Source organism: Hydrocarboniphaga sp. (assembly GCF_965279055.1).
Lineage (GTDB): Bacteria > Pseudomonadota > Gammaproteobacteria > Nevskiales > Nevskiaceae > Hydrocarboniphaga.
Window position 1 is genome coordinate 3,400,927 of sequence record NZ_OZ257125.1, and the last position, 19,746, is coordinate 3,420,672.

The following is a 19,746-nucleotide window of genomic DNA, read 5'->3' on the forward strand; positions in this document are numbered from 1 at the left end:
CGTGCGGCAAACCAGGTCCGCACCCCGGCCAGCCGGCCAGCCTGATGCGCAACGACGCGCTACCCACCATTAGTTTCTATTTTGGAGCGTTAGCGTGAACAAGACTTCGATTTCCTGCCTGGCCCTGATCCTGTCCCTGTCCGCCGGCGTCGCCTCGGCCGACAACACCTATTCCAAGTCCGGTGTCGGCAGCTCGTATCCGCCGGGCAGCCCGCTGGCCGTCAACAACACCGACTACGAAGACAAGAACGGCGACGGCTGCCTCGAAGCCGGCGAAATCAAGCCCGGCTCGCAGCTGGAAAAGCGTTTGCAGACGCGCGACGCCAACCACGACGGCAAGCTGTGCAAGGACGAATACTTCTTCGAATAAGACTCGCCGCCGGTTCGGTTGCGCGCGGCGAGAGTTCACGCGCAATTCAGAGCATCGCAGGCATCTTGATCGAGGCCGCCAAGGATGGCGGCATGAGTCGCAGGGACGCGTGGCACCGGGCTCGCAAGGGTTCCGGTGCCTTCTGCGTGACGGCGCGACCGCTGCGCATGATGCGCGCTCGCCATGCATGTAGATCAGGGTGCGAATGAGCCTGCAGAAATCCGGGACGATCAGGGTCGGCATCGGCGGCTGGACTTACGCGCCCTGGCGCGGCGGCGTGTTCTACCCCGACGATCTGCCGCAGAAGAACGAGCTGGCGCATGCCAGCCGCGTGATGACGGCCATCGAGATCAACGGCAGTTTCTACCGCGCGCCGACACCGGCCCACTTCGCATCCTGGCGCGATCAGACACCCGAAGGCTTCGTGTTTTCGGTGAAGGCGCCGCGCTACACCACGCAGCGGCGCGTGCTCGCCGAAGGCGCGGACGCGGTGAGCGGCTTCGTCGAAGGCGGTGTCGCCGAACTCGGCACGCGCCTCGGGCCGCTGCTCTGGCAGTTGGCGCCGTCGCATCGCTTCGACGCCGATGACTTCGCCGCGTTCGCGGCTTTGCTGCCGCACAAGATCGGCAAGCAGCGCCTGCGTCACGTGATCGAGGCGCGTCACGCCAGCTTCCACACGCCGGCGTTCTTCACGCTGCTGCGCGAACATGGCCTGGCAACGGTGTTCACCGATTCGCCGGACTATCCGAACTTCGATGAAATCACCGCGGATTTCGTCTATCTGCGACAGATGTGCAGCGAGCCGCAACGCGCGACCGGCTATGCGCCGGCCGCGCTGAGCGCGCTGCACAGGCGCGCCACGGCTTGGTCGAAACAGGGCCTGGACGTGTTCGTCTACTTCATCAATGGCGCCAAGGAACGCGCACCCGGCGCGGCGCAGGCGCTGCTGAAGAAACTCGCGCCCGGCTGACGCGGGCTTGACAGCGGCGCTGCGGTCTTCAAGTCTTGGGCCGTACCAAGACAAACGATAGTCAAAGGATGCGAGCATGAAGGCGCGCGACTGGGCACTGCCCGTCATCATCATCGTGGCGGCAGTCGTCGCGGCGGCCTGGTATTTCTTCGCCAAAACGGCGCAGGACGCGCAGCCGTCCGCCGAAGTGGTGGCACCCGCGGCCGTGACCACGCCAGCGCCGCCGGCCGCGGACGACACACCGCAGAACCCGGTTCCGGTGACGCCGCCACCGTCCGAAACCGCGCCGCCTGCCCCGCCGCTGCCCTTGCTCGCGTCCAGCGACGCGGAGATGCGCCAGTCGCTGATCGGCCTGTTCGACACCGCGCCGGTCGAGGCCTTCCTGATTCCGACCGACATCATCCGGCGCTTCGTCGCGATGATCGACAACCTGCCGGAAGCCAGCCTGCCGATGCGCGTGCGGCCGATCCGCAAGATCGACGGCGGCTTCGTCGCGCAGCAGCAGGCGGAGGGCAGCTATACGCTGTCCGCCGGCAATGCGGCCCGCTACGCCGGCTTTGTCGAGGCCGTGCAAATGGCGGACGCCAAGCGCGTGAGCGAGGTGTATTTCCGCTATTACCCGCTGTTTCAAAGCGCCTACGAGGAGTTGGGGCATCCGGGCCAATACTTCAACGATCGCCTGGTGCAGGTGATCGATCACCTGCTGGCGACGCCGGAAATTGCCGGGGCGATCCCGCTGACGCGGCCGAAAGTGTTCTACCAGTTTGCCGACCCGGCGCTGGAGTCGCTGTCGGCCGGGCAGAAGGCGCTGATCCGCATCGGCCCGGAGAACGCCGAGGTGGTCAAGGCCAAGCTGCGCGAACTGCGCGCGCGCATCGCCACGCATCGCGCGACGGCGGCGGAGTCGCCGTAGCGGCCATCCCGTCGGGGTTCACGGCGAATTCATCGCCGAAGCCTAACTTGATCCTCATACGACACGGAGGATCAAGACATGGATGTCTTCAATCATCAAAAGCGTCGCCTCGCCGTCAGCGCCTGTGCGCTGTTCGCTGCCGCCTTTGCGGTGCCGGCGATGGCCGACACCTACGTCAACGACGACGGCAAGCGCGTCGAATGCCATTACGAGCAGGTCAAGGGCGATGACGGCCATCCGGTGCGCGACCCGCTGATCGGCGCTGTCGCCGGCGGTGTCATCGGTCATCAGATCGGCGGCGGCAAGGGCAACGACGTGGCCACGGTCGTCGGCGCCGGTGCCGGCGCTTATGCCGGCAAGAAGTACAACGATAACCGCACAGAAAACAGCGACAGCACCGAGCGCAAGGTCTGCCGTCCGGTCGGCTGATCGGTCACCGCCGGAACGCTTCACACTTTGTAATCAAGGCAGCCGCACGCTCAATGCGCCGGCTGCTTTGACGCGACCCCCGTCTTTATTTGCTTCTCCAACACTGCAGGTTCCGTGATGACGATGGCATCGGCGCTCGGCGTGAGTGCTCTGCGAGAAACCCTGTCGCAACGCTTCGGGCTTGAAGGCTGGCGCCCCGGGCAGGAGCGCGTGATCACCAGCGTGCTCGCCGGCCGGGACACGCTGGCGATCATGCCCACCGGCGCCGGCAAATCGCTGTGCTACCAGTTGCCGGCACTGCACCTGAGCGGGCTCACGCTGGTGGTGTCGCCGCTGATCGCGCTGATGAAGGATCAGGCCGAGAAGCTCGCGGTCTCCGGCATCGCAAACGCGCAGCTCAACAGCGCGCTGACGACGCAGCAGGAAGCGGCGATGCTGGAAAGCGTCATCGCGATGCGCCAGGGCATCGTCTTCGTCACGCCGGAGCGGCTCGCCGACGAGCGCTTTCTGCAGATCCTGCGCGGAAAATCGGTCGCCTTGCTGGTGGTCGACGAGGCGCATTGCATCTCGCAGTGGGGCCATGATTTTCGTCCGGCGTTTCTGGAGATCGGCACCGCGATCAACGCGCTGAACCGGCCGCCGGTGCTGGCGCTGACCGCGACCGCGACCGCGCTCGTGATCGAGGACATCCGCACCCAGCTCGGCCTGACCAAGCTGCGCGTGATCAACACCGGCCTGTATCGCCCGAACCTGCGCTACGAAGTGCTGCCGGTGCAAGGCGAAGATCGCAAGCTGATCACACTGATCGAGCGTCTGCGCAAGACCGAAGGCGCCGGCATCGTCTATTGCGCGACGGTGAAAAGCGTCGACGCGCTGCACCAAACCCTGCAGAGAGCGCAGCTCGACGCCACGCGCTATCACGGTCGCCTGACCGCGCGCGAACGCGACAGCAATCAGGACGCCTTCATGTCCGGCGCCTGTCGCATCATGGTCGCGACCAACGCCTTCGGCATGGGCATCGACAAGGCCGATCTGCGTTTCATCATTCATTACCAGATGCCCGGCAGCCTCGAGGCCTATTACCAGGAATCCGGCCGCGCCGGCCGCGACGGCAAAGCCGCGGACTGCGTGCTGATGTTCGACACGCGCGACAAGCAGGTGCAGCAGTTCTTCCTGGCGCGGCGTTATCCGGGTGTCGACGAGCTCTCCGCGGTCTGGGTCGCCCTGTGCCGCGAAACCCAGAATCGCGATCGCGCCACCTTGAAAGCACTGCAGGAAGCGCTGCCGAAACTCGGCGTGAGTCGTTTGCGCATCACCTTGAAGCTGCTGGAACAGGCCGGGTTGCTGCTGCGCACCGAGGACGGCGGCTATCGCCTGTCGGAGACCGTCGGTGATCTGCTCGACTTTCAGAAAATTGCCGACGATTACGCCCTGCGCGCCGAGCGCGACCAGATCGTGCTCGAGCAGATGATCGCGTATGCGCAAAGCTCGCTGTGCCGCTGGAGCCGGCTGCTGGAATACTTCGGCGTGCGTGCCGAACGCGCGCGCTGCGGCCATTGCGACAACTGCGAGCGCCCCGACATCCGTGTCGATCCGAACGTCGTGCGCCGTGCCGAGAACGACGCGGCGTGGCGCGAGCGCAAGCCGCTACCGGTCGACGCGAGCGATGCGATCGTCGAGCCGGTAGCGGCGGCGCCAGCGTTCTGCGCCGGCCACCGCGTGCGGGTCAGCCGCTACGGCCACGGCGAAATCACCGATCTCACCGACACGCATGCAACGGTGCGCTTCGCCGACGGCGCTTCGCGCACTTTCCTGCAGAGCTATCTGCGGCCGGCCGCGCGCGCGCCGCGTCCGCGTCGCGCGGCGCCGCTGGAAGCGCAGAGCGCCTGATGCGTCTCTCCTTCCCCACCGCGGGAAGGAATCACGATCACGGCGCCTCGCCGCCCGCCTCCGGCAACGGCGCCGGCGCGTCGGCTGCCGGCCGCAAGGCAAAGCGGAACGAGCGCCAGCCTATGGTGACCGAAAGCGCTCCGACGGCGACGATCAGCGCCGCGACACCCGGCCAGCCGAAGTGCATCCACAACGGTGCCGGCAGTACGCCGCCGACCGATCCGCCGAGATAGTAGAACAGCACGTACAGGCCCACCGAGGTGGCACGCGCATCGCCCGAGGCTTCGGCGACGAAGCTGGTCGCCGCGGTTTGCGCGATGAACAGGCCGGCGGAGAACAAGGTCAGCGCCGCGATCATCGACATCAGATGCGGCAACAGGCTCAGGGCCAGGCCGCTGACCGTGATCGACCACGCGATCATCAGCACGCGCGCGTGGCCATAGCGGTTCAGCAGCTTGCCCGAAAAGGGCGTGACGAAGACGCTGATCAGATACACCGCGAAGATCGCGGACAAGGCCGCTGGCCCCAGTGAAAACGGCGGCTCGGCCAGCCGCAGAGTCACATAGGTGAAACCCCCGACGAGCGCGAACAGCAGGCTGAAGCCGACCGCGTAGGCGCCGCGCAGTTCGGCGCGACGCAGCAGCGCGCGCATCGTCGCCAGCGGCGTGCTGATGCTGCGCACGCGCTCACGCTGCGGCGGCAGCCAGGCGCGGATCGCAATCGCCAGCAGCAGCTGGCCGAAAGCCAGCACACCGAAGCCCCAGTGCCAGCCGGCGAATTCAGCGACCAGGCCGGAGGTGAAGCGCCCGCAAAAGCCGCCGCCGATGGTGCCGGCCACGTACAGCGCGGTGACTTTGCGTGCCTGCTGCTGCGGCCACTCCGAGCCGATGTAGGCGACAGTGACGCCGAAGATGCCAGGCAGAAAAATACCTTGCAGCAGGCGCGCGACGATCAGCTGCGTCGGGCTTTGCGCCAGCGCCACGGCGGCGGTCGGCAGTACGACGATGAACGCCGCCAGCACGATCACGCGCTGCCGGCCGATGCGATCCGCCAGCAGGCCGGCAAAAGGCGCGGCGACCGCAACGCCGAACGTGCCGGCCGAGACGATCAGGCCGGCGAGCGCCGCATTCGCGCCGAGCCAGGCGTGCAGCAGCGGCATCAGCGATTGCGGGGCGTACAGGCTCAAGAACGCCGCGGCGCCGGCCAGCACCACGGCGACGCGACGGCGGTCTTTCATCGCCGGCACGCGGGCGTGTCGCCAGATTTTTCAGCGAAGGGGCGACACGCGCGCCGACAGTCGTTCATTTCAGGTCTTGGGTGGTACAGCACTCTATTGTCGCTGCGCGGCGGGAATCGGACCAGTTTCCTGGCCGCTCGCGGCGCCGGGGCCCGCAATGACATTACCGCCGGACAGGAATCTGCAACTGCATCGTGTGCCCGATACGCAGCACACCGCGATGCCGCTGCTGCGCTGGCCGGTCGACATACGCGGCACGGCACTGACGATCATCGCCTTCGTCGCGGTGGTCCATCTGCTGCAATGGGCCAAACAGGTGTTCATTCCGCTGGTGCTGGCGATTTCGCTGAGCTACGCGCTGACGCCCTTCGTCAACATGCTGAAGAAGCGCCTGCGCCTGCCGCCGGCGCTGGGGGCCGCGCTGGCCTTGCTGCTGCTGGTGTCCACGGTCGCCTATCTTGGCGCGGCGCTGCAGCCGCAGATGGCGACCCTGCTCGACAACGTGCCACAGGCGACCAAGAAGCTGGAGAGCCTGCTGCATCGCACCTCGCTGGACCGCACCAGCGCTTTTCGCAAGATCACCATTGCCGCCGACGAATTCGGCAAGGCCACCAACCCCGATGCGGCGCGCCTGTCGCAACAGAATTCACCGGGCACCAACGCAATCATCGGTGCCTCGCCCGACAAGTTGCGCGAAGTGCTGTGGAACGGCGCCGGCGCGGTGCTGACCGGCTTCGGCCAGACCGTCGTGGTGCTGGCCTTGTCGTATTTCCTGCTGATTTCCGGGCATTCGTTCAAGCGTCGGCTGGTCAAGATCAGCGGCGACACGCTCACCGAGAAGAAACTCACCGTGCAGATTCTCGACGAGATCGACACGCAGATTCAGCGCTACATCGTCATCCAGGTCGGCACCAGCGCGCTGGTCGGCGTGCTCACCGGCGTCGCGTTCTGGGTGATCGGCGTCGACAGCGCGTTCTTCTGGGGCGTCGCCGCCGGCGTGCTGCATCTGGTGCCCTATATCGGCACCGCGCTGGTGATCCTGCTGTCGTCGGTCTTCGCCTATCTGCAGTTCTCCGAGCTGCACACGGTGCTGCTGGTCGACGGCGTGACGCTGGCGATCGCCGGCCTGGTCGGCTTCGGCATGGTGCCCTGGCTGACCGAGAAAGTCGGCCGCATCAACGCGGTCGCGACTTTCGTCGCGCTGATCGCCTGGGAATGGCTCTGGGGCATCCCCGGCCTGCTGCTCGGCATCCCGATCATGATGGCGGTGATGGCGGTGTGCGAGCGCATCGAGCGGCTGCAGCCGATAGCGGAGCTGCTGGGGTCGGACAAATAGCGCCCGATCTCTGCACGTGTAGGAGCGGACCCAGTCCGCGACTGTGCCGGTGAAGCTTCAATCGCGGACAGGGTCCGCTCCTACAGGGTGCGGAAGGATGCGACCATTGCATCTCGGAAAACGGAAGGCCCCATGATCCCCAGCCAAATGCGCTACGTCGCCCTCGACCAACCCGGCGCCGCCGAGGCAATGCGCATCGCCCGCGGCCCGGTGCCGCAGCCCGCGGCCGGCCAGGTGCTGATCCGCGTGCTCGCCGCCGGCATCAACCGCCCCGACATCGCGCAGCGCCTGGGCGCGTATCCGCCGCCGGCCGATGCCAGCCCGGTGCTCGGCCTGGAAGTCGCCGGAGAAGTCGTCGCACTCGGCGAGCGCGTCGTCGGACTGCAGACCGGCGACAAGGTCTGCGCACTGACCCATGGCGGCGGCTACGCCGAGTACTGCGTCGCCGATGCGCGCCACTGCCTGCCGTGGCCGCGGGGCTTCGATGCGCTGCGCGCCGCGGTGCTGCCGGAGAATCATTTCACCGTCTGGTCCAACGTGTTCCAGCTCGGCGGCCTGCAGCGCGGCGAGACCCTGCTGGTGCATGGCGGCAGCAGCGGCATCGGCACCACGGCGATCCAGCTCGGCCGCGAATTCGGTGCGGAGGTCATCGCCACCGCCGGCAGCGCCGACAAATGCGCGGCCTGCGAAAAGCTCGGCGCGAATCTGGCGATCGACTATCGCCAGCAGGATTTCGAGGCGGTGATCAAGCAGGCACGCGGCAGCCGGGGCGTCGACGTGATTCTGGACATGGTCGGCGGCTCGTATACGCCGCGCAATCTGCGGCTGCTGGCCATGGACGGACGCCTGGTGCAGATCGCCACGCTCGAGAGCCCCAAGGTCGAGGGCTTCGATCTGCGCGAGCTGATGAAGCGCCGCGCCCGGCTCACCGGCTCGACCCTGCGGCCCCGCACGCCCGATCAGAAAGCCGCCATCGCCAGCGCCTTGCGCGAGCAGGTCTGGCCGGTGCTGGACGCCGGCCGCTGCGCGCCGCTGATCCACCGGGTCTACGATTTTGGCGACGTGGTCGAGGCGCATCGTATGATGGAAAGCAGCGCGCACATCGGCAAGCTGGTGTTGCAGCTGGCGCAGCATTGATGGCTCAGTTCACGGCCGATTCAGTGCCCGGGCGATAATTCGTATTCCAGTAATCAGAAAGCACAAGGGGAACAACGTGGCAGACATCGACATCACGCGCGCGCACGGCAAGAGCGTTGCCGAAACCAAGAAAATCGTCGACGCGCTGATCGGCAAGATGGCCAAGGATTTCGATCTGAAGCACAACTGGGAAGGCGACACGCTGAAGTTCGAACGCAGCGGCCTGTCCGGGCAGATGGCGATCACCGAGCAAGACCTCCATATCACCGCCAAGCTTGGCATGCTGCTCAAGCCGATGAAGGGCCGCATCGAAAAAGAGCTGACCGCCGCACTCGACCGCAAGCTCGCCTGATCGCGGCGCAGTGACCCGAACCGGCACATGGACGAGCCGGCCGTAACAGCAGCAGCAAAGCGCAGCGCGATCGCCAGCGGCATTGCGATCGTCAACTACCTGCTGCTGATCGCGGCGATCATCGCCGCGCTGCTGCTGCTGAAAATCATCGTCATCAGCGCCGCTATCGGCCTGGGCATCGGCGTGCTGCTGGCGCCGCCGCTGCGGCATTTCCAGGCGCGCTTCAAGCTGCCGCGCGGTGTCGGCGCGGTGGTCGTGGTGCTGATCACGATCGCGGTGATCGGCGGCGTCGGCTACGGCATCTACGTGATCACCGAACCGCAGGTGAACTCGCTCGGCGAGCGCATGCCGCAGATCGTCGACAAGCTGCAGGGCATCGCCAACCGCCTGCTCGAACGCTATCCCTGGCTCGACGCCGGCAGCTCCTCGTTCAACATCGCCGACACCGCCCGCACCATCGGCGGCAAGCTGTTCCAGGGCGCCTGGTCCGGCCTCAGCGTGTTCGGCGCGCTGATCTTCGCCTTCATCATCGGTCTGTATACCGCGGTCGATGCCGAGCGCTACTACCACGGCCTGCTCCAGTCTTTTGCGCCGGCGCATCGCGACACCGCCGCGGATTTCATGCAGCAAGCGGCGCAGACGATACGCAACTGGTTTCACGCGCAGCTGATCGACATGGCGATCATCGGCAGCCTCACCGCGATCGGCCTGTGGCTGGTCGGCGTCGACTACTGGCTGCTGTTCGGCCTGCTCACTGGCCTGCTCGGCATCATCCCGTATGCCGGCATCGCCATCGTCGTGATCTTTGCAAGTCTAGTGACCCTGGCCTCGGACCCGGGCCGGCTGCCTTGGGTGATCGCCGTGTTCGTCGTCACGCAACAGCTCGAAGGTAACGTGATCCTGCCGCTGGTGATGAGCGGCCAGGCCGCGCTGCCGGCGATGCCGCTGCTGATCTTCATGCTGGTGATCGGCAGCTGGGGCGGCCTGCTCGGCGTACTGATCGCGCCGCCACTGTTCGCGCTGGCGCTGCTGGCATACCGCCGGTTCTATCTGCAGCGCCTGGAAGCGGCGTAGCGGTCATCCCGCGAAGGCGGGAATCCAGTGGCGGACAGAGCAACGCTTTCATCCCTGGATTCCCGCCTTCGCGGGAATGACAGCGGATGTTCCTTACCGATAAAGCTGGAGACAATTAGAACGACGTTTCAACGAATCAGCAGAGCCGACTTACGCATGAAGCCGAAGATAATTGACCGCAAGTTGAGCGCCGCGCTCCGGGCGCGGCATTAAAAGTCTTAGGCAATCTGAGCCACCGCCGAGAATCGTCGGTCCGTGCGTCAACCTTGAGTTGGACTCAACGCAATTTCTGTCGTAAAAAAAGACGCTATCCGCCCTTTGACTCCAGTAAATTGATTTAGCTCTGACTATGGCTATGAAAAATTTCCCCGTCATCGGAAGCATCTCGTTGACGTTTGCGCTTTCAATTTTCAGCATCGTCTATAGCTATTGCGCCAAAGCAGCAGATTCGAAGTTCATCCGAATCGACGGGCACTATTCAGATAGCAAGCTAGCGACCTTCGGCCGCATAACGCTCCCACGTACGTTTTTGTACGATTCGAAAGGCAACCTGATCGCCCAAGAGCAGTGGCCATCCGAGTTGACCGATCTGAAAGCGAAAGTCGGGGATGCTTTTTGTTGTATCTCTCCATCTGGCGAGTCAGGTGAAGGGGGAGAGCCTCCAAAAGACTGCGTCAAAATCGTCTACGGAGCCGATGTGTCCGAAAACACCATGGGTCTGATCGATGCCAAGGGCGATCCAATTACGCTTAAATCAATCCCCGCTAAGAAATACTTGTTGGTCGAATACTTTGCTACGTGGTGTCCGCCCTGTATCGAGGAACGCAAGGCGCTGACCGACCTTTTCGCAACATCGCCGATCGCGAGCAACTATGTTTGGCTGTCAATCGACATGTCGCGAATGCTCGAAGCAGAGGAAGCGGCCACGTCGAAGAAGTAGCAGAACGCGGAGGGGACATTGGCGAATCCCGCCCGAAATTAGCTACAAGCAATTGCTTTGCAGCGCTTGAGCCTCGACGCTAGAGGCTACCGCCCCAAATGTCACCGGGGCGGCGGACCTCCGCAGCAAAGGACGGCGACGCGGTCGTCTCTGACTTTATTGTCGGAGAACAAGGGCGGTTTAGACGCTACTGCACCTTCTTCATCGTGTACCCACGCGTCATCATGCACTGCTGCGCCAGCGCCTTCTGTTCGTCGCCGAGGCGCACGATGCCGGATTCCTCTTCGCAGGCGCTGCGGTCGGCCTCCATCGCCTTCTGGTCGACGCCGGGTGCGCTGTAAGTCCAGCGCTCGCTGGCGCAGGCGCTGAGCAGCAGCGGGGCGGACAGCATCAGCAAAGCGAGTCTCGGTGTCACGCGCATCGAAGGAATACCGGTGGAGGATCGGGCAGGTCCGGCTTGGACCACGGCAGCGGCATGTTATCGCGTCGTCGCCCCGATTTTTTTACTAGTGCCGGCCCGGTTCAAAACGCGGGCGGATCAAGCATCATCGGAGCCGCCTCGACTTTTGCTCAAACGGATCAAACGGACATGACCGCTTACACCCTGATCACCGGCGCCACCAGCGGCATCGGCCTGGCGCTGGCTCACGAGTTCGCCCGCCGCGGCGACGCGCTGCTGCTGGTCGCGCGCCGCGCCGAGGCGCTCGCCGACACCGCGGCCACGCTGCGCGCGCAGCACGGGGTCGAGGTGCTGGAGCGCGTCTGCGATCTGGCCGACAGCGCCTCGGTGAGCGCGCTGATCGCCGGAATCGAGCGCGACAGCCTGCGCGTCGCGCGGCTGATCAACAACGCGGGCTTTGCCACCGCCGGCGCCTTCGTCGACCAGAGCTGGCAGGCCGAGCGCGACCTGCTGATGGTCAACGTGCTGTCGCTGACGCAGCTGTGCCATGCGATCGGCGGCCAGATGGCGCGCGCCGGCGGCGGCCACATCCTCAACGTCGCCTCGATCACCGGCTTCATGCCCGGGCCGTGGATGAGCAACTACGCGGCGAGCAAGTCCTTTGTCATCATCCTGTCCGAGTCGCTGCGTGAGGAGCTGGCGGAGCGCGGCGTGAAAGTCTCGGTGCTGTGCCCCGGCACCACGCGCAGCCCGTTTTTTGCCAAGGCCAACATCGCGATCGAGAAAGCCGCGCCGGACAAGCTGATCATGAGCCCCGAGGAAGTGGCGCGGATCACGGTCGCGGCGATGGAGCGCAATCCGGCGATCATCGTGCCCAAGTGGCGCAACAAGCTGCTGGCGATCGCGCCACGGCTGGGGCCACGGTGGTTGCTGCGCAAGGTGGTGGCGTCCCTGCACAAGAGCGTGGTGGCGTAGCCCGAACGCGAACATCTGCCGCTGTAGGAGCGGGCTTGCCCGCGACTGAAATCTGCCAGGGCACAGTCGCGGGCAAGCCCGCTCCTACAAGATCCGCGCGCTCGGATACAGTTACCGGCATGAACTACCTCGCGCACCTGTATCTGGCCGACCGCGCGGGCGCCGATCTGGCCGGCGCGATTCTCGGCGACTTCGTGCGCGGGCCGGACATGAGCCGCTTCGCGCCGGAAGTGGCGCATTCGATCCGGCTGCACCGGCGCATCGACACCACTACCGATCAGCATCCGCGAGTGCTGGAGGCGATGGCGCGTTTCGAGCCCGGGCCACGGCGTTATGCGCCGATCATTCTCGACGTGCTGTGGGATTACGCGCTGGCCGTCGACTGGGCGCGTTACAGCGACGAGCCTTTCGCCGCGTTCTGCAGCCGCGGCGCACGTGCGGTCGCCGCGTCGGGCTCGCTGTTCGAATGGCCGCGACGGCCGACGCGCAGCGGCTTCAATACGCTGCTGCGCAGCTATGCGACCGAAACCGGCATCGACTTCGCGCTGCGGCGCATCGCCGCCCGGCTGAAAAAGCCCGAGCCGATGGTCGAGGCCTGCAAGGGCTGGCAGCTGCAGTTGCCGGCGCTGCGCGAGGATCTGCCGGTGTTGCTGGCGGATCTGGAGGGTGTGGCGCGGGCGTTTTGAGATAGGCGCACCGCATCGACAGCACCGCGCCGTCGTCGCGGCCCTGTACGCCGCTTGCCGTTGAAGCTACAAATCGGACTTCACAAAACGGCCGACGACACCATGCCCCGCAACAAGACCCCGATGATCCTCAGCACCTGGCAGCGCCTGTCGAAACTGCCGCTGGGCGCGCGGCTGTTCACGCGCGCGGTGTGCATGAAGGCGCCGTACTTCTCCAGCATCAGCCCGCTGTTCGTCGAGCTGGCAGCCGGGCATTGCGTGGCCGTGGTGAAGAAACATCGCGCGGTGACCAATCATCTGGGCACGGTGCACGCGATCGCGCTGTGCAACCTGGCCGAACTGGTCGCCGGCATCATGCTCGAAGCCAGCGTGCCACCGGACACGCATCGCTGGATTCCCAAAGGCATGACGGTGTCCTACCTGAAGAAAGCGCCGACGGACGTGCGCGGCGTGGCGCGCTTCGCCACACCGCCGGTCTACGGCAGCGAAGGCCAGGAAGTGCCGGCCCTGGTGACGGTCTACGACACCGCCGGCGACGCGGTTTTCGAAGCCGAAATCAGGATGTGGGTGTCGCCGAAGCCAGCAAAGAGCTAGGCGCCGGGCTCGGCCAGGATCGCGGCGATGCGCGCGTCCTTCTCCTGCCACAACTGGCCCAGCCACAGCTGGAAACGGCGCCGATGCTCGGGGTCGGCTTCGTAGCTGCCGACGAAGAATTCGTGCGGCACGGTCAGCTGGCGCACTTCCACCACCACCTTGCCCAGACGTCCCGACAGTAGTCCCCACAGGCCGGTCGAGCCCTGCGGGTAGACGATGGTGATGTCGAGCAGCGAGTTCAGGCGCTCGCCGAGTGCGCCGAGCGCGAACGCGAAACCGCCGGCCTTGGGCCGCAGCAGATGCTGGTACGGCGACTGCTGACGGTCGCGCTTTTCCACGCTGAAACGCGTGCCTTCGAGAAAATTCAGCACCAGGCCGGGCTGGTTGCGGAAGCGCTCGCAGGCCTTGCGCGTGGTCTCCATGTCCTTGCCTTTCAGCGCCGGATTCTTCTTGATCTGGCTGGGCGTGTAGCGCTTCATGAACGGGTAGTCCAGGCCCCACCACACCAGGCCCAGCACCGGCACCCAGATCAGCTCCTGCTTCAGAAAGAATTTGAAGAACGGCGCCTTGTTGCCGAAGGTTTTCATCAGCACGACGATGTCGTTCCAGCTCTGGTGATTGGCGCAGACCAGGTACTGGCCCTGCTTGTCGACGCTGGCGTCGATGCGCACGTCCCAGCGCGTCGGCAGAAAGTGTTCGACGAACCAGGTGTTGCACATCGCCCAGTTCTGCGCCAGCGCGGCCGCCAGGCGCGACAGCGCATCGCGCGGCCGCGAACCCACCGGCGTGAACAGCTTGAAGAAAATGCAGACGTAGACCGGCGTGGCCCAGAACACGGTGTTGACCACCAGCAGCATCGCCATCACGCAGCCCAGCACAAACCCCGACAGCGACTTCGACATGCACACTCCCGATCTGGACGCTGTGCCAGCCTGTGCCGGCCGGCGGTCCTGTTGTGTTGTGATCCTTCCTTGATCGCGCCCGCGTTTACGGCGCCGGCGCGTCGGCCTCTTTGGGGTGCGCCGACCAGTGAATGTGGGCGATCTTCCAGCCGTCGCCGTCGCGACGCAGCAGCATGGTTTCGGTGCCTTCGAGCTCGAGCTTGCGGCCGTCGAAATCGCCGGTGGTCAGGGTCGTCGAAATCACCCAGCCGCTGTTCGTGTCCTGGCCGGTTTCCTTGCGCAGCACGCGGCGCTCGGTCTGCCTGGCGAACTTGTTGGCGTCCGGCAACTGCTTGGCGCCCCAGCTGTCGCGCGAGGTTTCCTCGAAGCCCTGCTCGAACACACTGACATCGCGCGCCATGAACGCCAGCGCGGCCTTGCCGTCACCCTGACGCAACGCCTTGTGAAAGGCCTCGACCGTGTCCGAAGGCGTCGTCGGCGCCTCGGCGGCGGCAGGCAGGCTGGCTGCCAGCATCAGCAGCGCGGCCAGCGGCGCGGCGACGCGCCGCATCACGACTTGCCGCCGACCGGGCCGGCGCTGCTCGCGCGCACCTTGCCGGTCTGGTCGATCATCTTCATCGAACCGAATTCGTTCGCCGGCAACCGCACCAGCGCGCAGGGGCTGGTGATCATCTGCACGTTCATCGCGTCCGGCGCCGGCGCGAAGGTGGTGGCCTTCAGCACCAGCACGCCGTCGTTGAGGCCGGCCTGGCGGCTGACCGCGAGGCCGTAGCCGCCGCTGCCGCGCTGGCCCAGGTCGATCGCGACGTAGCGGCCCTCGGCCAGCTCGTTGGCGCCCACCAGCTGTACGCCGCGCGCGGCCTGCCAGGCCAGCGCCGCCTGCGCCGTCGGCAGCAGCTGCATCGTGGTCTGCTCGTTGGGCGCGTTGCACAGCGTGCTGTTGGCGACTTCGCTGACCAGCACCTGGTTCTCCTTGGAAAACCAGGACGAGAAGTCCGGCATGGATACGTCCGGCACCCAGCTGCTGGTGGACGAGCAGGCGGAAGTCAGCAGCAGCGCCGCCAGGACAACCGGCAGGCAGGTATTTGTTGGGGTCATGTCGGCCAGGGGCATCGAAATCTGTCGGCGATGCTAACGTAACGCGATGAACAAGTCCCCGAGCTTGCCTGCTCCGGCCGCCGCGCCGACCGCCCAGCGCGACCAAAGGCTGGGCCTGGCCGGGACGCTGGACGCGCTGATCGCCGACGGCCTGGTCGGCGCCGGGCGCGCCGCCGAGCTGCGAGCGCGCAGCTCGGCGGACCGGCGCCATCCGCTGCTGGTGATCGCAGAATGCGACTGGGAGAACGCCGCGCAGCCGGGGCAGAAGCTGACGCTGGACGCGCTGGTGCACTGGCTCGCCGACCACGCCGGCCTGCCCTATCACCGTATCGACCCGCTGAGCCTGGACGTGGCGCGGGTCACGCAGCTGATCCCCTACGCCTACGCGGCGCGCGCGCGCATCCTGCCGATCAAGGTCACGCCGACCGAAATCGTCGTCGCCACCGCCGAGCCCTGGCTGCGCGACTGGGAGCGCGACCTGGCGCCGGCCTTGAAACGCAACATCACGCGGGTGCTGGCCAGCCCCAGCGACCTGGACCGCTTCATCGTCGAGTTCTATGCGCTGGCGCGCTCGGTCAAGGCCAGCAGCGAGCAGCGCGGCCGCCAGGCCGGCACGAGCCCGCAGAGCAATATCCAGAACCTGGAGCAGCTGACCGAGCTGGGCAAGACCGGCAAGCTCACCGCCGACGACCAGCACGTGGTCGGCATCGTCGACTGGCTGCTGCAATACGCATTCGAGCAGCGCGCCAGCGACATCCACCTGGAGCCGAGGCGCGAGCGCGGCAACATCCGCTTCCGCATCGACGGCGTGCTGCACGAGGTCTACCAGGTGCCGGCCTCGGTGATGCCGTCGGTGACCAGCCGCATCAAGATCATGGCGCGCATGGACCTGGCCGAGAAGCGCAAGCCGCAGGACGGCCGGATCAAGACGCGCTCGCCCGGCGGCAAGGAGATCGAGCTGCGCGTGTCCAGCCTGCCGACCGCCTTCGGCGAGAAGCTGGTGATGCGCATCTTCGACCCGGAAGTGCTGCTGAAGGACTTCAACGAACTCGGCCTGACGCAGAGCGAGTCGGCGATCTGGCGCGACATGATCGGCGCCGCCAACGGCATCATCCTGGTCACCGGCCCGACCGGCTCGGGCAAGACCACGACGCTTTATTCGACGCTGCGCCATCTGGCCACGCCGGACGTCAACGTCTGCACCATCGAAGACCCGATCGAGCTGGTCGAGCCGGCCTTCAATCAGATGCAGGTGCAGGCCAATATCGATCTCACGTTCGCCAGCGGCGTGCGTGCGCTGCTGCGCCAGGACCCGGACATCATCATGGTCGGCGAAATCCGCGACCTGGAGACCGCCGAAAACGCGATCCAGGCGGCGCTGACCGGCCACCTGGTGCTGTCGACGCTGCATACCAACGACGCGCCCAGCGCGATCACCCGGCTGCTGGATCTGGGCGTACCGCCTTACCTGATCAAGGCCACCGTCGTCGGCGTCGTCGCGCAGCGCCTGGTACGCACGCTGTGCCCGCACTGCAAGCAGCCGAGCGCGGTCGATGAGACGCGCTGGCAGGAGTTGCTCGGCGGCTGGAAACGGCCGGCGCCCGACCATGCCCAGGCCGCGCAAGGCTGCCTGGAATGCCGCGAGACCGGCTTCCTCGGCCGCGCCGGCATTTACGAAATCCTGCAGATGACGCCGGCGGTACGCGCCGGCGTCAATGCCAACACCGACCCGGGCGACCTTCGCACGCTGGCGATCCGCGACGGCATGCTGCCGCTGCGCATCGCCGGTGCCGACAAGATCGCTGCCGGCCTGACCACGATCGACGAAGTGCTGCGCTGCTCGCCGGACGCGCCGGAGCCGAGCCCTCAGCCACCCCTGTAGGAGCGGGCTTGCCCGCGACCGAGTCTGCGACGGGACAGTCGCGGGCAAGCCCGCTCCTACAGTCAACCGAATGAGCTCGCCGCCCTCATCCGCTAGCATTGCGTTTTCGGCGCTCGACAAAATCCAACAATGCGCAACCGATTCCCCAGGCGCGCTGCCTGCATCGCCGTGCTCGGCGTTCTCGCCGCCGTGCTCTACGCCTGTGCCAGCCTGCCGCCGACGGTCAACGTCGCGCCGCCGGTCGCGGTCACGCAGACCTATCACTACCAGAGCGACATCCAGCCGATTTTCGACAACAAGTGCGCCGCCTGCCACGGCTGCTACGACGCGCCCTGCCAGCTCAAGCTGACCAGCGACGATGGCGTGCTGCGCGGTGCGACCAAGGCCGCGGTCTACGATGGCGCGCGGCTCGACAACCTGCCGCCGACGCGGCTCGGCCTGGACGCGACCACCGTCGAAGGATGGCGCGAGAAAGGTTTCTATTCCGCGCTCTACTCACCGAAGACCGAGAAGGCCGCCAGCACCGACAGCACCGACAGCAAGATTCCGGTGCTGCAGGCGTCGCTGCTCGGCAACATGATCGCGCTCGGCAAGGCGCACAGCTGGCAGCCGAACGCCCGCCTGCCGGACAGCGTGCCGCTGGGCTTCGCGGCAGTGCACGAATGCCCGACGATCGAGGAGTTCGACCCGTACGCCAAAAAGCATCCCGACCTGGGCATGCCTTACGCGGTCGCCGGCCTCAGCGACGCCGAGTTCGACACCATCAACACCTGGCTGGCGCAGGGCGCCGTGGTCGAGCCGTCGACGATCAAAGCCGACGAGGCCGAGCTGAAAGCGATCGCGGACTGGGAAACCTATCTGAACCGCGCCGGCCCGCGCGAGCAGCTGGTGGCGCGCTATCTGTACGAGCATCTGTTCATCGCCCACGTCTACTTCGAGGACGTCGGCGACGACGGCAAGGCGCCGCATTTCTTCGAGCTGCTGCGTTCGCGCACGCCCGCAGGCCAACCGATCGATCCCATCGCGACGGTCTCGCCCAACGACAGTCCCAGCCCCGATGGCGCGGCGTTCTACTACCGCTTCCGTCTGCTGACCGAGAGCATCGTCGAGAAGAATCACATCATTTATCAGTTGAACGAGGCGCGCCGCCAGCGTTACGACGCCTTGTTCTTCGCCACGCCCTGGCCGGCCGGCGCGCTGCCGGGTTACGGCAAGGCCGAGCGCGCCAATCCGTTCACGACTTTCGCCGCGATTCCGGCGCAGGCGCGTTACCAGTTCATGCTGGATAACGCCGAGTATTTCGTGCGCAGCTTCATCCGCGGCCCGGTCTGCGCCGGCGCGATGGCGACCAACGTGATCAACGACCACTTCTGGACGATGTTCGTCGAGCCGACCTCGGATGCGTACGTCGTCGACGAGGCCTATCGCAGGCAGGCCAGCCCGCTGCTGGGCCTGCCCGGCGAAGACAGCAAGCTGCTGACGCTCGGTCCCGACTGGGAGGCGTTCAAGCACGACCGCAACGAGTACGCGCGGCTCAAGCAGCAGGAGTACCTGAAGGTCGCGCCGCGCGGGCCGGCGCTGTCCGACATCTGGGACGGCGACGGCCGCAATCACGACGCGCTGCTGACGATCTTCCGCCACTACGACAATGCCTCGGTGAAGCGCGGCCTGATCGGCCAGGTGCCGCAGACGATCTGGGTGATGGACTACCCGCTGCTGGAGCGCTCGTACTACCAGCTGGTGGTCAACTTCAACGTGTTCGGCAACGTCGCGCACCAGATCAAGACGCGCATGTACTTCGACCTGATCCGCAACGGCTCCGAGGAAACCTTTCTCGCGTTCATGCCGCCCATGGCACGCAAACCGCTGCTCGACGACTGGTACCAGGACTTGGGCCGGCTGGCGCTGTTCACCACCTACGCGCAGACCAATCTGAAGACGCCGACGCGCGTCGCCTACAAGACCCAGGACCCGAAGAGCGAATTCGCGCAGCAGATTCTCAGCCGTATGCAGGCCGTCGCCGGCCCGCCCGACGTGCTCAACCGCTGCGCCAGCGGCGACTGCAGCCTGATGAAGGAATCGCCGCTGGTGCATGGCGCCAACCGGACCCTGCGGCCTTTGGCCGGCCGGCCAGCCAGCGAACTGCCGGTCGCCGCGCTGCTGCCGGAAGTCACGCTGCTGCGCGTGCAGGCCAGCGGCGGCCAGCGCCTGGTCTACACGCTGGTGCACAACCGCGCGCATACCAACGTCGCCTTCATCCTCGGCGAGGACCGCCGCCTGGCGCCGGAGAAGGACACGCTGACCCTGGTCAGCGGCGTGCTCGGCAGCTACCCGAACTTCATCTTCGACGTGCCCGAGGACGACCTGTCCGCCTTCGTCGGCGCGATGCAGGAAGTGCGCAGGCTAGATGACCTGACCGCGGTCGTCGACCACTGGGGCGTGAGACGCACCCACCCGGACTTCTGGGCGGTGTTCCACGACTTCACCACCTACCAGCGCGAGAAGGAGCCGCTGGAAGCGGGAATCCTGGACATTAACCGCTACGAGAACCTGTGAGGCAC

General features: G+C 66.0%; 20 protein-coding genes. 15 read left to right on the plus strand and 5 right to left on the minus strand.

What is annotated here, in order from left to right; genetic code table 11:
* The first annotated feature begins 94 nt into the window (after positions 1-94).
* From ACQZF9_RS15345 to ACQZF9_RS15365, 5 genes are all read left to right on the plus strand, one after another.
* The gene (locus ACQZF9_RS15345; protein WP_428309834.1) at positions 95-370 is read left to right on the plus strand and encodes a hypothetical protein; all 276 of its coding nucleotides are present in this window, start codon (positions 95-97) and stop codon (positions 368-370) included.
* A 205-nt stretch (positions 371-575) separates the two neighbouring features.
* The gene (locus ACQZF9_RS15350) at positions 576-1,340 is read left to right on the plus strand and encodes a DUF72 domain-containing protein (protein WP_428309835.1); all 765 of its coding nucleotides are present in this window, start codon (positions 576-578) and stop codon (positions 1,338-1,340) included.
* 76 nt (positions 1,341-1,416) lie between these two features.
* Positions 1,417-2,253 (plus strand): DUF3014 domain-containing protein, encoded by an 837-nt coding sequence (locus ACQZF9_RS15355; protein WP_428309836.1) that lies wholly within the window; start codon positions 1,417-1,419, stop codon positions 2,251-2,253.
* Between the two features lie 78 nt (positions 2,254-2,331).
* A complete protein-coding gene (locus ACQZF9_RS15360; RefSeq protein WP_428309837.1) occupies positions 2,332-2,682 on the plus strand; it encodes a glycine zipper 2TM domain-containing protein in 351 nt (116 codons plus the stop codon).
* Between the two features lie 117 nt (positions 2,683-2,799).
* The gene (locus ACQZF9_RS15365; RefSeq protein ID WP_428309838.1) at positions 2,800-4,572 is read left to right on the plus strand and encodes a RecQ family ATP-dependent DNA helicase; all 1,773 of its coding nucleotides are present in this window, start codon (positions 2,800-2,802) and stop codon (positions 4,570-4,572) included.
* 37 nt (positions 4,573-4,609) lie between these two features.
* Here the strand turns inward: ACQZF9_RS15365 and ACQZF9_RS15370 are convergent, their stop codons facing one another.
* A complete protein-coding gene (locus ACQZF9_RS15370; protein WP_428309839.1) occupies positions 4,610-5,809 on the minus strand; it encodes an MFS transporter in 1,200 nt (399 codons plus the stop codon).
* A gap of 157 nt (positions 5,810-5,966) precedes the next feature.
* On the opposite strand from ACQZF9_RS15370, the gene ACQZF9_RS15375 reads away from it, so the two are divergent.
* The 5 genes from ACQZF9_RS15375 (at position 5,967) to ACQZF9_RS15395 (ending at position 10,648) form a co-directional block, all read left to right on the plus strand.
* A complete protein-coding gene (locus tag ACQZF9_RS15375; protein ID WP_428309840.1) occupies positions 5,967-7,145 on the plus strand; it encodes an AI-2E family transporter in 1,179 nt (392 codons plus the stop codon).
* 132 nt (positions 7,146-7,277) lie between these two features.
* The gene (locus ACQZF9_RS15380; protein WP_428309841.1) at positions 7,278-8,282 is read left to right on the plus strand and encodes an NAD(P)H-quinone oxidoreductase; all 1,005 of its coding nucleotides are present in this window, start codon (positions 7,278-7,280) and stop codon (positions 8,280-8,282) included.
* Between the two features lie 76 nt (positions 8,283-8,358).
* The gene (locus ACQZF9_RS15385) at positions 8,359-8,634 is read left to right on the plus strand and encodes a polyhydroxyalkanoic acid system family protein (RefSeq protein ID WP_428309842.1); all 276 of its coding nucleotides are present in this window, start codon (positions 8,359-8,361) and stop codon (positions 8,632-8,634) included.
* Between the two features lie 27 nt (positions 8,635-8,661).
* Entirely contained in the window at positions 8,662-9,708 is a 1,047-nt protein-coding gene (locus ACQZF9_RS15390) for an AI-2E family transporter (protein ID WP_428309843.1), read from the plus strand.
* Between the two features lie 355 nt (positions 9,709-10,063).
* On the plus strand, positions 10,064-10,648 hold the full coding sequence (locus tag ACQZF9_RS15395) for a TlpA family protein disulfide reductase (protein ID WP_428309844.1): 585 nt from the start codon (positions 10,064-10,066) through the stop codon (positions 10,646-10,648).
* A gap of 187 nt (positions 10,649-10,835) precedes the next feature.
* Here ACQZF9_RS15395 and ACQZF9_RS15400 read toward each other — a convergent pair whose 3' ends face one another.
* Positions 10,836-11,039 carry a hypothetical protein gene (locus tag ACQZF9_RS15400; protein WP_428309845.1) on the minus strand — a complete coding sequence of 68 codons (204 nt, stop codon included), beginning with the start codon at positions 11,037-11,039 and terminating at the stop codon, positions 10,836-10,838.
* A gap of 198 nt (positions 11,040-11,237) precedes the next feature.
* Between ACQZF9_RS15400 and ACQZF9_RS15405 the strand changes: the two genes are divergently transcribed.
* From ACQZF9_RS15405 to ACQZF9_RS15415, 3 genes are all read left to right on the plus strand, one after another.
* Positions 11,238-12,023, plus strand: a complete 786-nt coding sequence (locus ACQZF9_RS15405) for an SDR family NAD(P)-dependent oxidoreductase (RefSeq protein WP_428309846.1) — start codon at positions 11,238-11,240, stop codon at positions 12,021-12,023.
* A 119-nt stretch (positions 12,024-12,142) separates the two neighbouring features.
* Positions 12,143-12,709: an ACP phosphodiesterase gene (locus ACQZF9_RS15410; RefSeq protein ID WP_428309847.1), complete on the plus strand. Its 567-nt coding sequence runs from the start codon at positions 12,143-12,145 to the stop codon at positions 12,707-12,709.
* A gap of 102 nt (positions 12,710-12,811) precedes the next feature.
* Positions 12,812-13,303: a hotdog fold domain-containing protein gene (locus ACQZF9_RS15415; protein ID WP_428309848.1), complete on the plus strand. Its 492-nt coding sequence runs from the start codon at positions 12,812-12,814 to the stop codon at positions 13,301-13,303.
* Here ACQZF9_RS15415 and ACQZF9_RS15420 read toward each other — a convergent pair.
* The 3 genes from ACQZF9_RS15420 to ACQZF9_RS15430 form a co-directional block, all read right to left on the minus strand.
* Positions 13,300-14,205, minus strand: a complete 906-nt coding sequence (locus ACQZF9_RS15420) for an acyltransferase (RefSeq protein ID WP_428309849.1) — start codon at positions 14,203-14,205, stop codon at positions 13,300-13,302. The two genes, ACQZF9_RS15415 and ACQZF9_RS15420, sit on opposite strands and share 4 nt — an antisense overlap.
* An 85-nt stretch (positions 14,206-14,290) precedes the next feature.
* Positions 14,291-14,755: a YybH family protein gene (locus ACQZF9_RS15425; RefSeq protein ID WP_428309850.1), complete on the minus strand. Its 465-nt coding sequence runs from the start codon at positions 14,753-14,755 to the stop codon at positions 14,291-14,293.
* Positions 14,755-15,303, minus strand: coding sequence for a protease complex subunit PrcB family protein (locus ACQZF9_RS15430; protein ID WP_428309851.1), 549 nt, complete (start codon positions 15,301-15,303; stop codon positions 14,755-14,757). The genes ACQZF9_RS15425 and ACQZF9_RS15430 overlap by 1 nt, the downstream gene beginning before the upstream one ends.
* A gap of 46 nt (positions 15,304-15,349) precedes the next feature.
* Between ACQZF9_RS15430 and ACQZF9_RS15435 the strand changes: the two genes are divergently transcribed.
* Positions 15,350-17,185, plus strand: coding sequence for a GspE/PulE family protein (locus ACQZF9_RS15435; RefSeq protein WP_428309852.1), 1,836 nt, complete (start codon positions 15,350-15,352; stop codon positions 17,183-17,185).
* A 129-nt stretch (positions 17,186-17,314) separates the two neighbouring features.
* Positions 17,315-19,741, plus strand: a complete 2,427-nt coding sequence (locus ACQZF9_RS15440; RefSeq protein WP_428309853.1) for a fatty acid cis/trans isomerase — start codon at positions 17,315-17,317, stop codon at positions 19,739-19,741.
* The last annotated feature ends 5 nt before the right edge of the window (positions 19,742-19,746 follow it).

Excerpts from the sequence above, each read along its gene's own strand:
- ACQZF9_RS15405 (WP_428309846.1), top strand. The coding sequence starts at position 11,238 with ATGACCGCTTACACCCTGATCACCGGCGCCACCAGCGGCATCGGCCTG.
- ACQZF9_RS15420 (WP_428309849.1), bottom strand. The coding sequence starts at position 14,205 with ATGTCGAAGTCGCTGTCGGGGTTTGTGCTGGGCTGCGTGATGGCGATG.
- ACQZF9_RS15380 (WP_428309841.1), top strand. The coding sequence starts at position 7,278 with ATGATCCCCAGCCAAATGCGCTACGTCGCCCTCGACCAACCCGGCGCC.
- ACQZF9_RS15390 (WP_428309843.1), top strand. The coding sequence starts at position 8,662 with ATGGACGAGCCGGCCGTAACAGCAGCAGCAAAGCGCAGCGCGATCGCC.
- ACQZF9_RS15440 (WP_428309853.1), top strand. The coding sequence starts at position 17,315 with ATGCGCAACCGATTCCCCAGGCGCGCTGCCTGCATCGCCGTGCTCGGC.
- ACQZF9_RS15370 (WP_428309839.1), bottom strand. The coding sequence starts at position 5,809 with ATGAAAGACCGCCGTCGCGTCGCCGTGGTGCTGGCCGGCGCCGCGGCG.
- ACQZF9_RS15360 (WP_428309837.1), top strand. The coding sequence starts at position 2,332 with ATGGATGTCTTCAATCATCAAAAGCGTCGCCTCGCCGTCAGCGCCTGT.
- ACQZF9_RS15430 (WP_428309851.1), bottom strand. The coding sequence starts at position 15,303 with ATGACCCCAACAAATACCTGCCTGCCGGTTGTCCTGGCGGCGCTGCTG.
- ACQZF9_RS15350 (WP_428309835.1), top strand. The coding sequence starts at position 576 with ATGAGCCTGCAGAAATCCGGGACGATCAGGGTCGGCATCGGCGGCTGG.
- ACQZF9_RS15375 (WP_428309840.1), top strand. The coding sequence starts at position 5,967 with ATGACATTACCGCCGGACAGGAATCTGCAACTGCATCGTGTGCCCGAT.
- ACQZF9_RS15355 (WP_428309836.1), top strand. The coding sequence starts at position 1,417 with ATGAAGGCGCGCGACTGGGCACTGCCCGTCATCATCATCGTGGCGGCA.
- ACQZF9_RS15415 (WP_428309848.1), top strand. The coding sequence starts at position 12,812 with ATGCCCCGCAACAAGACCCCGATGATCCTCAGCACCTGGCAGCGCCTG.
- ACQZF9_RS15400 (WP_428309845.1), bottom strand. The coding sequence starts at position 11,039 with ATGCTGTCCGCCCCGCTGCTGCTCAGCGCCTGCGCCAGCGAGCGCTGG.
- ACQZF9_RS15410 (WP_428309847.1), top strand. The coding sequence starts at position 12,143 with ATGAACTACCTCGCGCACCTGTATCTGGCCGACCGCGCGGGCGCCGAT.
- ACQZF9_RS15365 (WP_428309838.1), top strand. The coding sequence starts at position 2,800 with ATGACGATGGCATCGGCGCTCGGCGTGAGTGCTCTGCGAGAAACCCTG.
- ACQZF9_RS15425 (WP_428309850.1), bottom strand. The coding sequence starts at position 14,755 with ATGCGGCGCGTCGCCGCGCCGCTGGCCGCGCTGCTGATGCTGGCAGCC.
- ACQZF9_RS15435 (WP_428309852.1), top strand. The coding sequence starts at position 15,350 with ATGAACAAGTCCCCGAGCTTGCCTGCTCCGGCCGCCGCGCCGACCGCC.
- ACQZF9_RS15395 (WP_428309844.1), top strand. The coding sequence starts at position 10,064 with ATGAAAAATTTCCCCGTCATCGGAAGCATCTCGTTGACGTTTGCGCTT.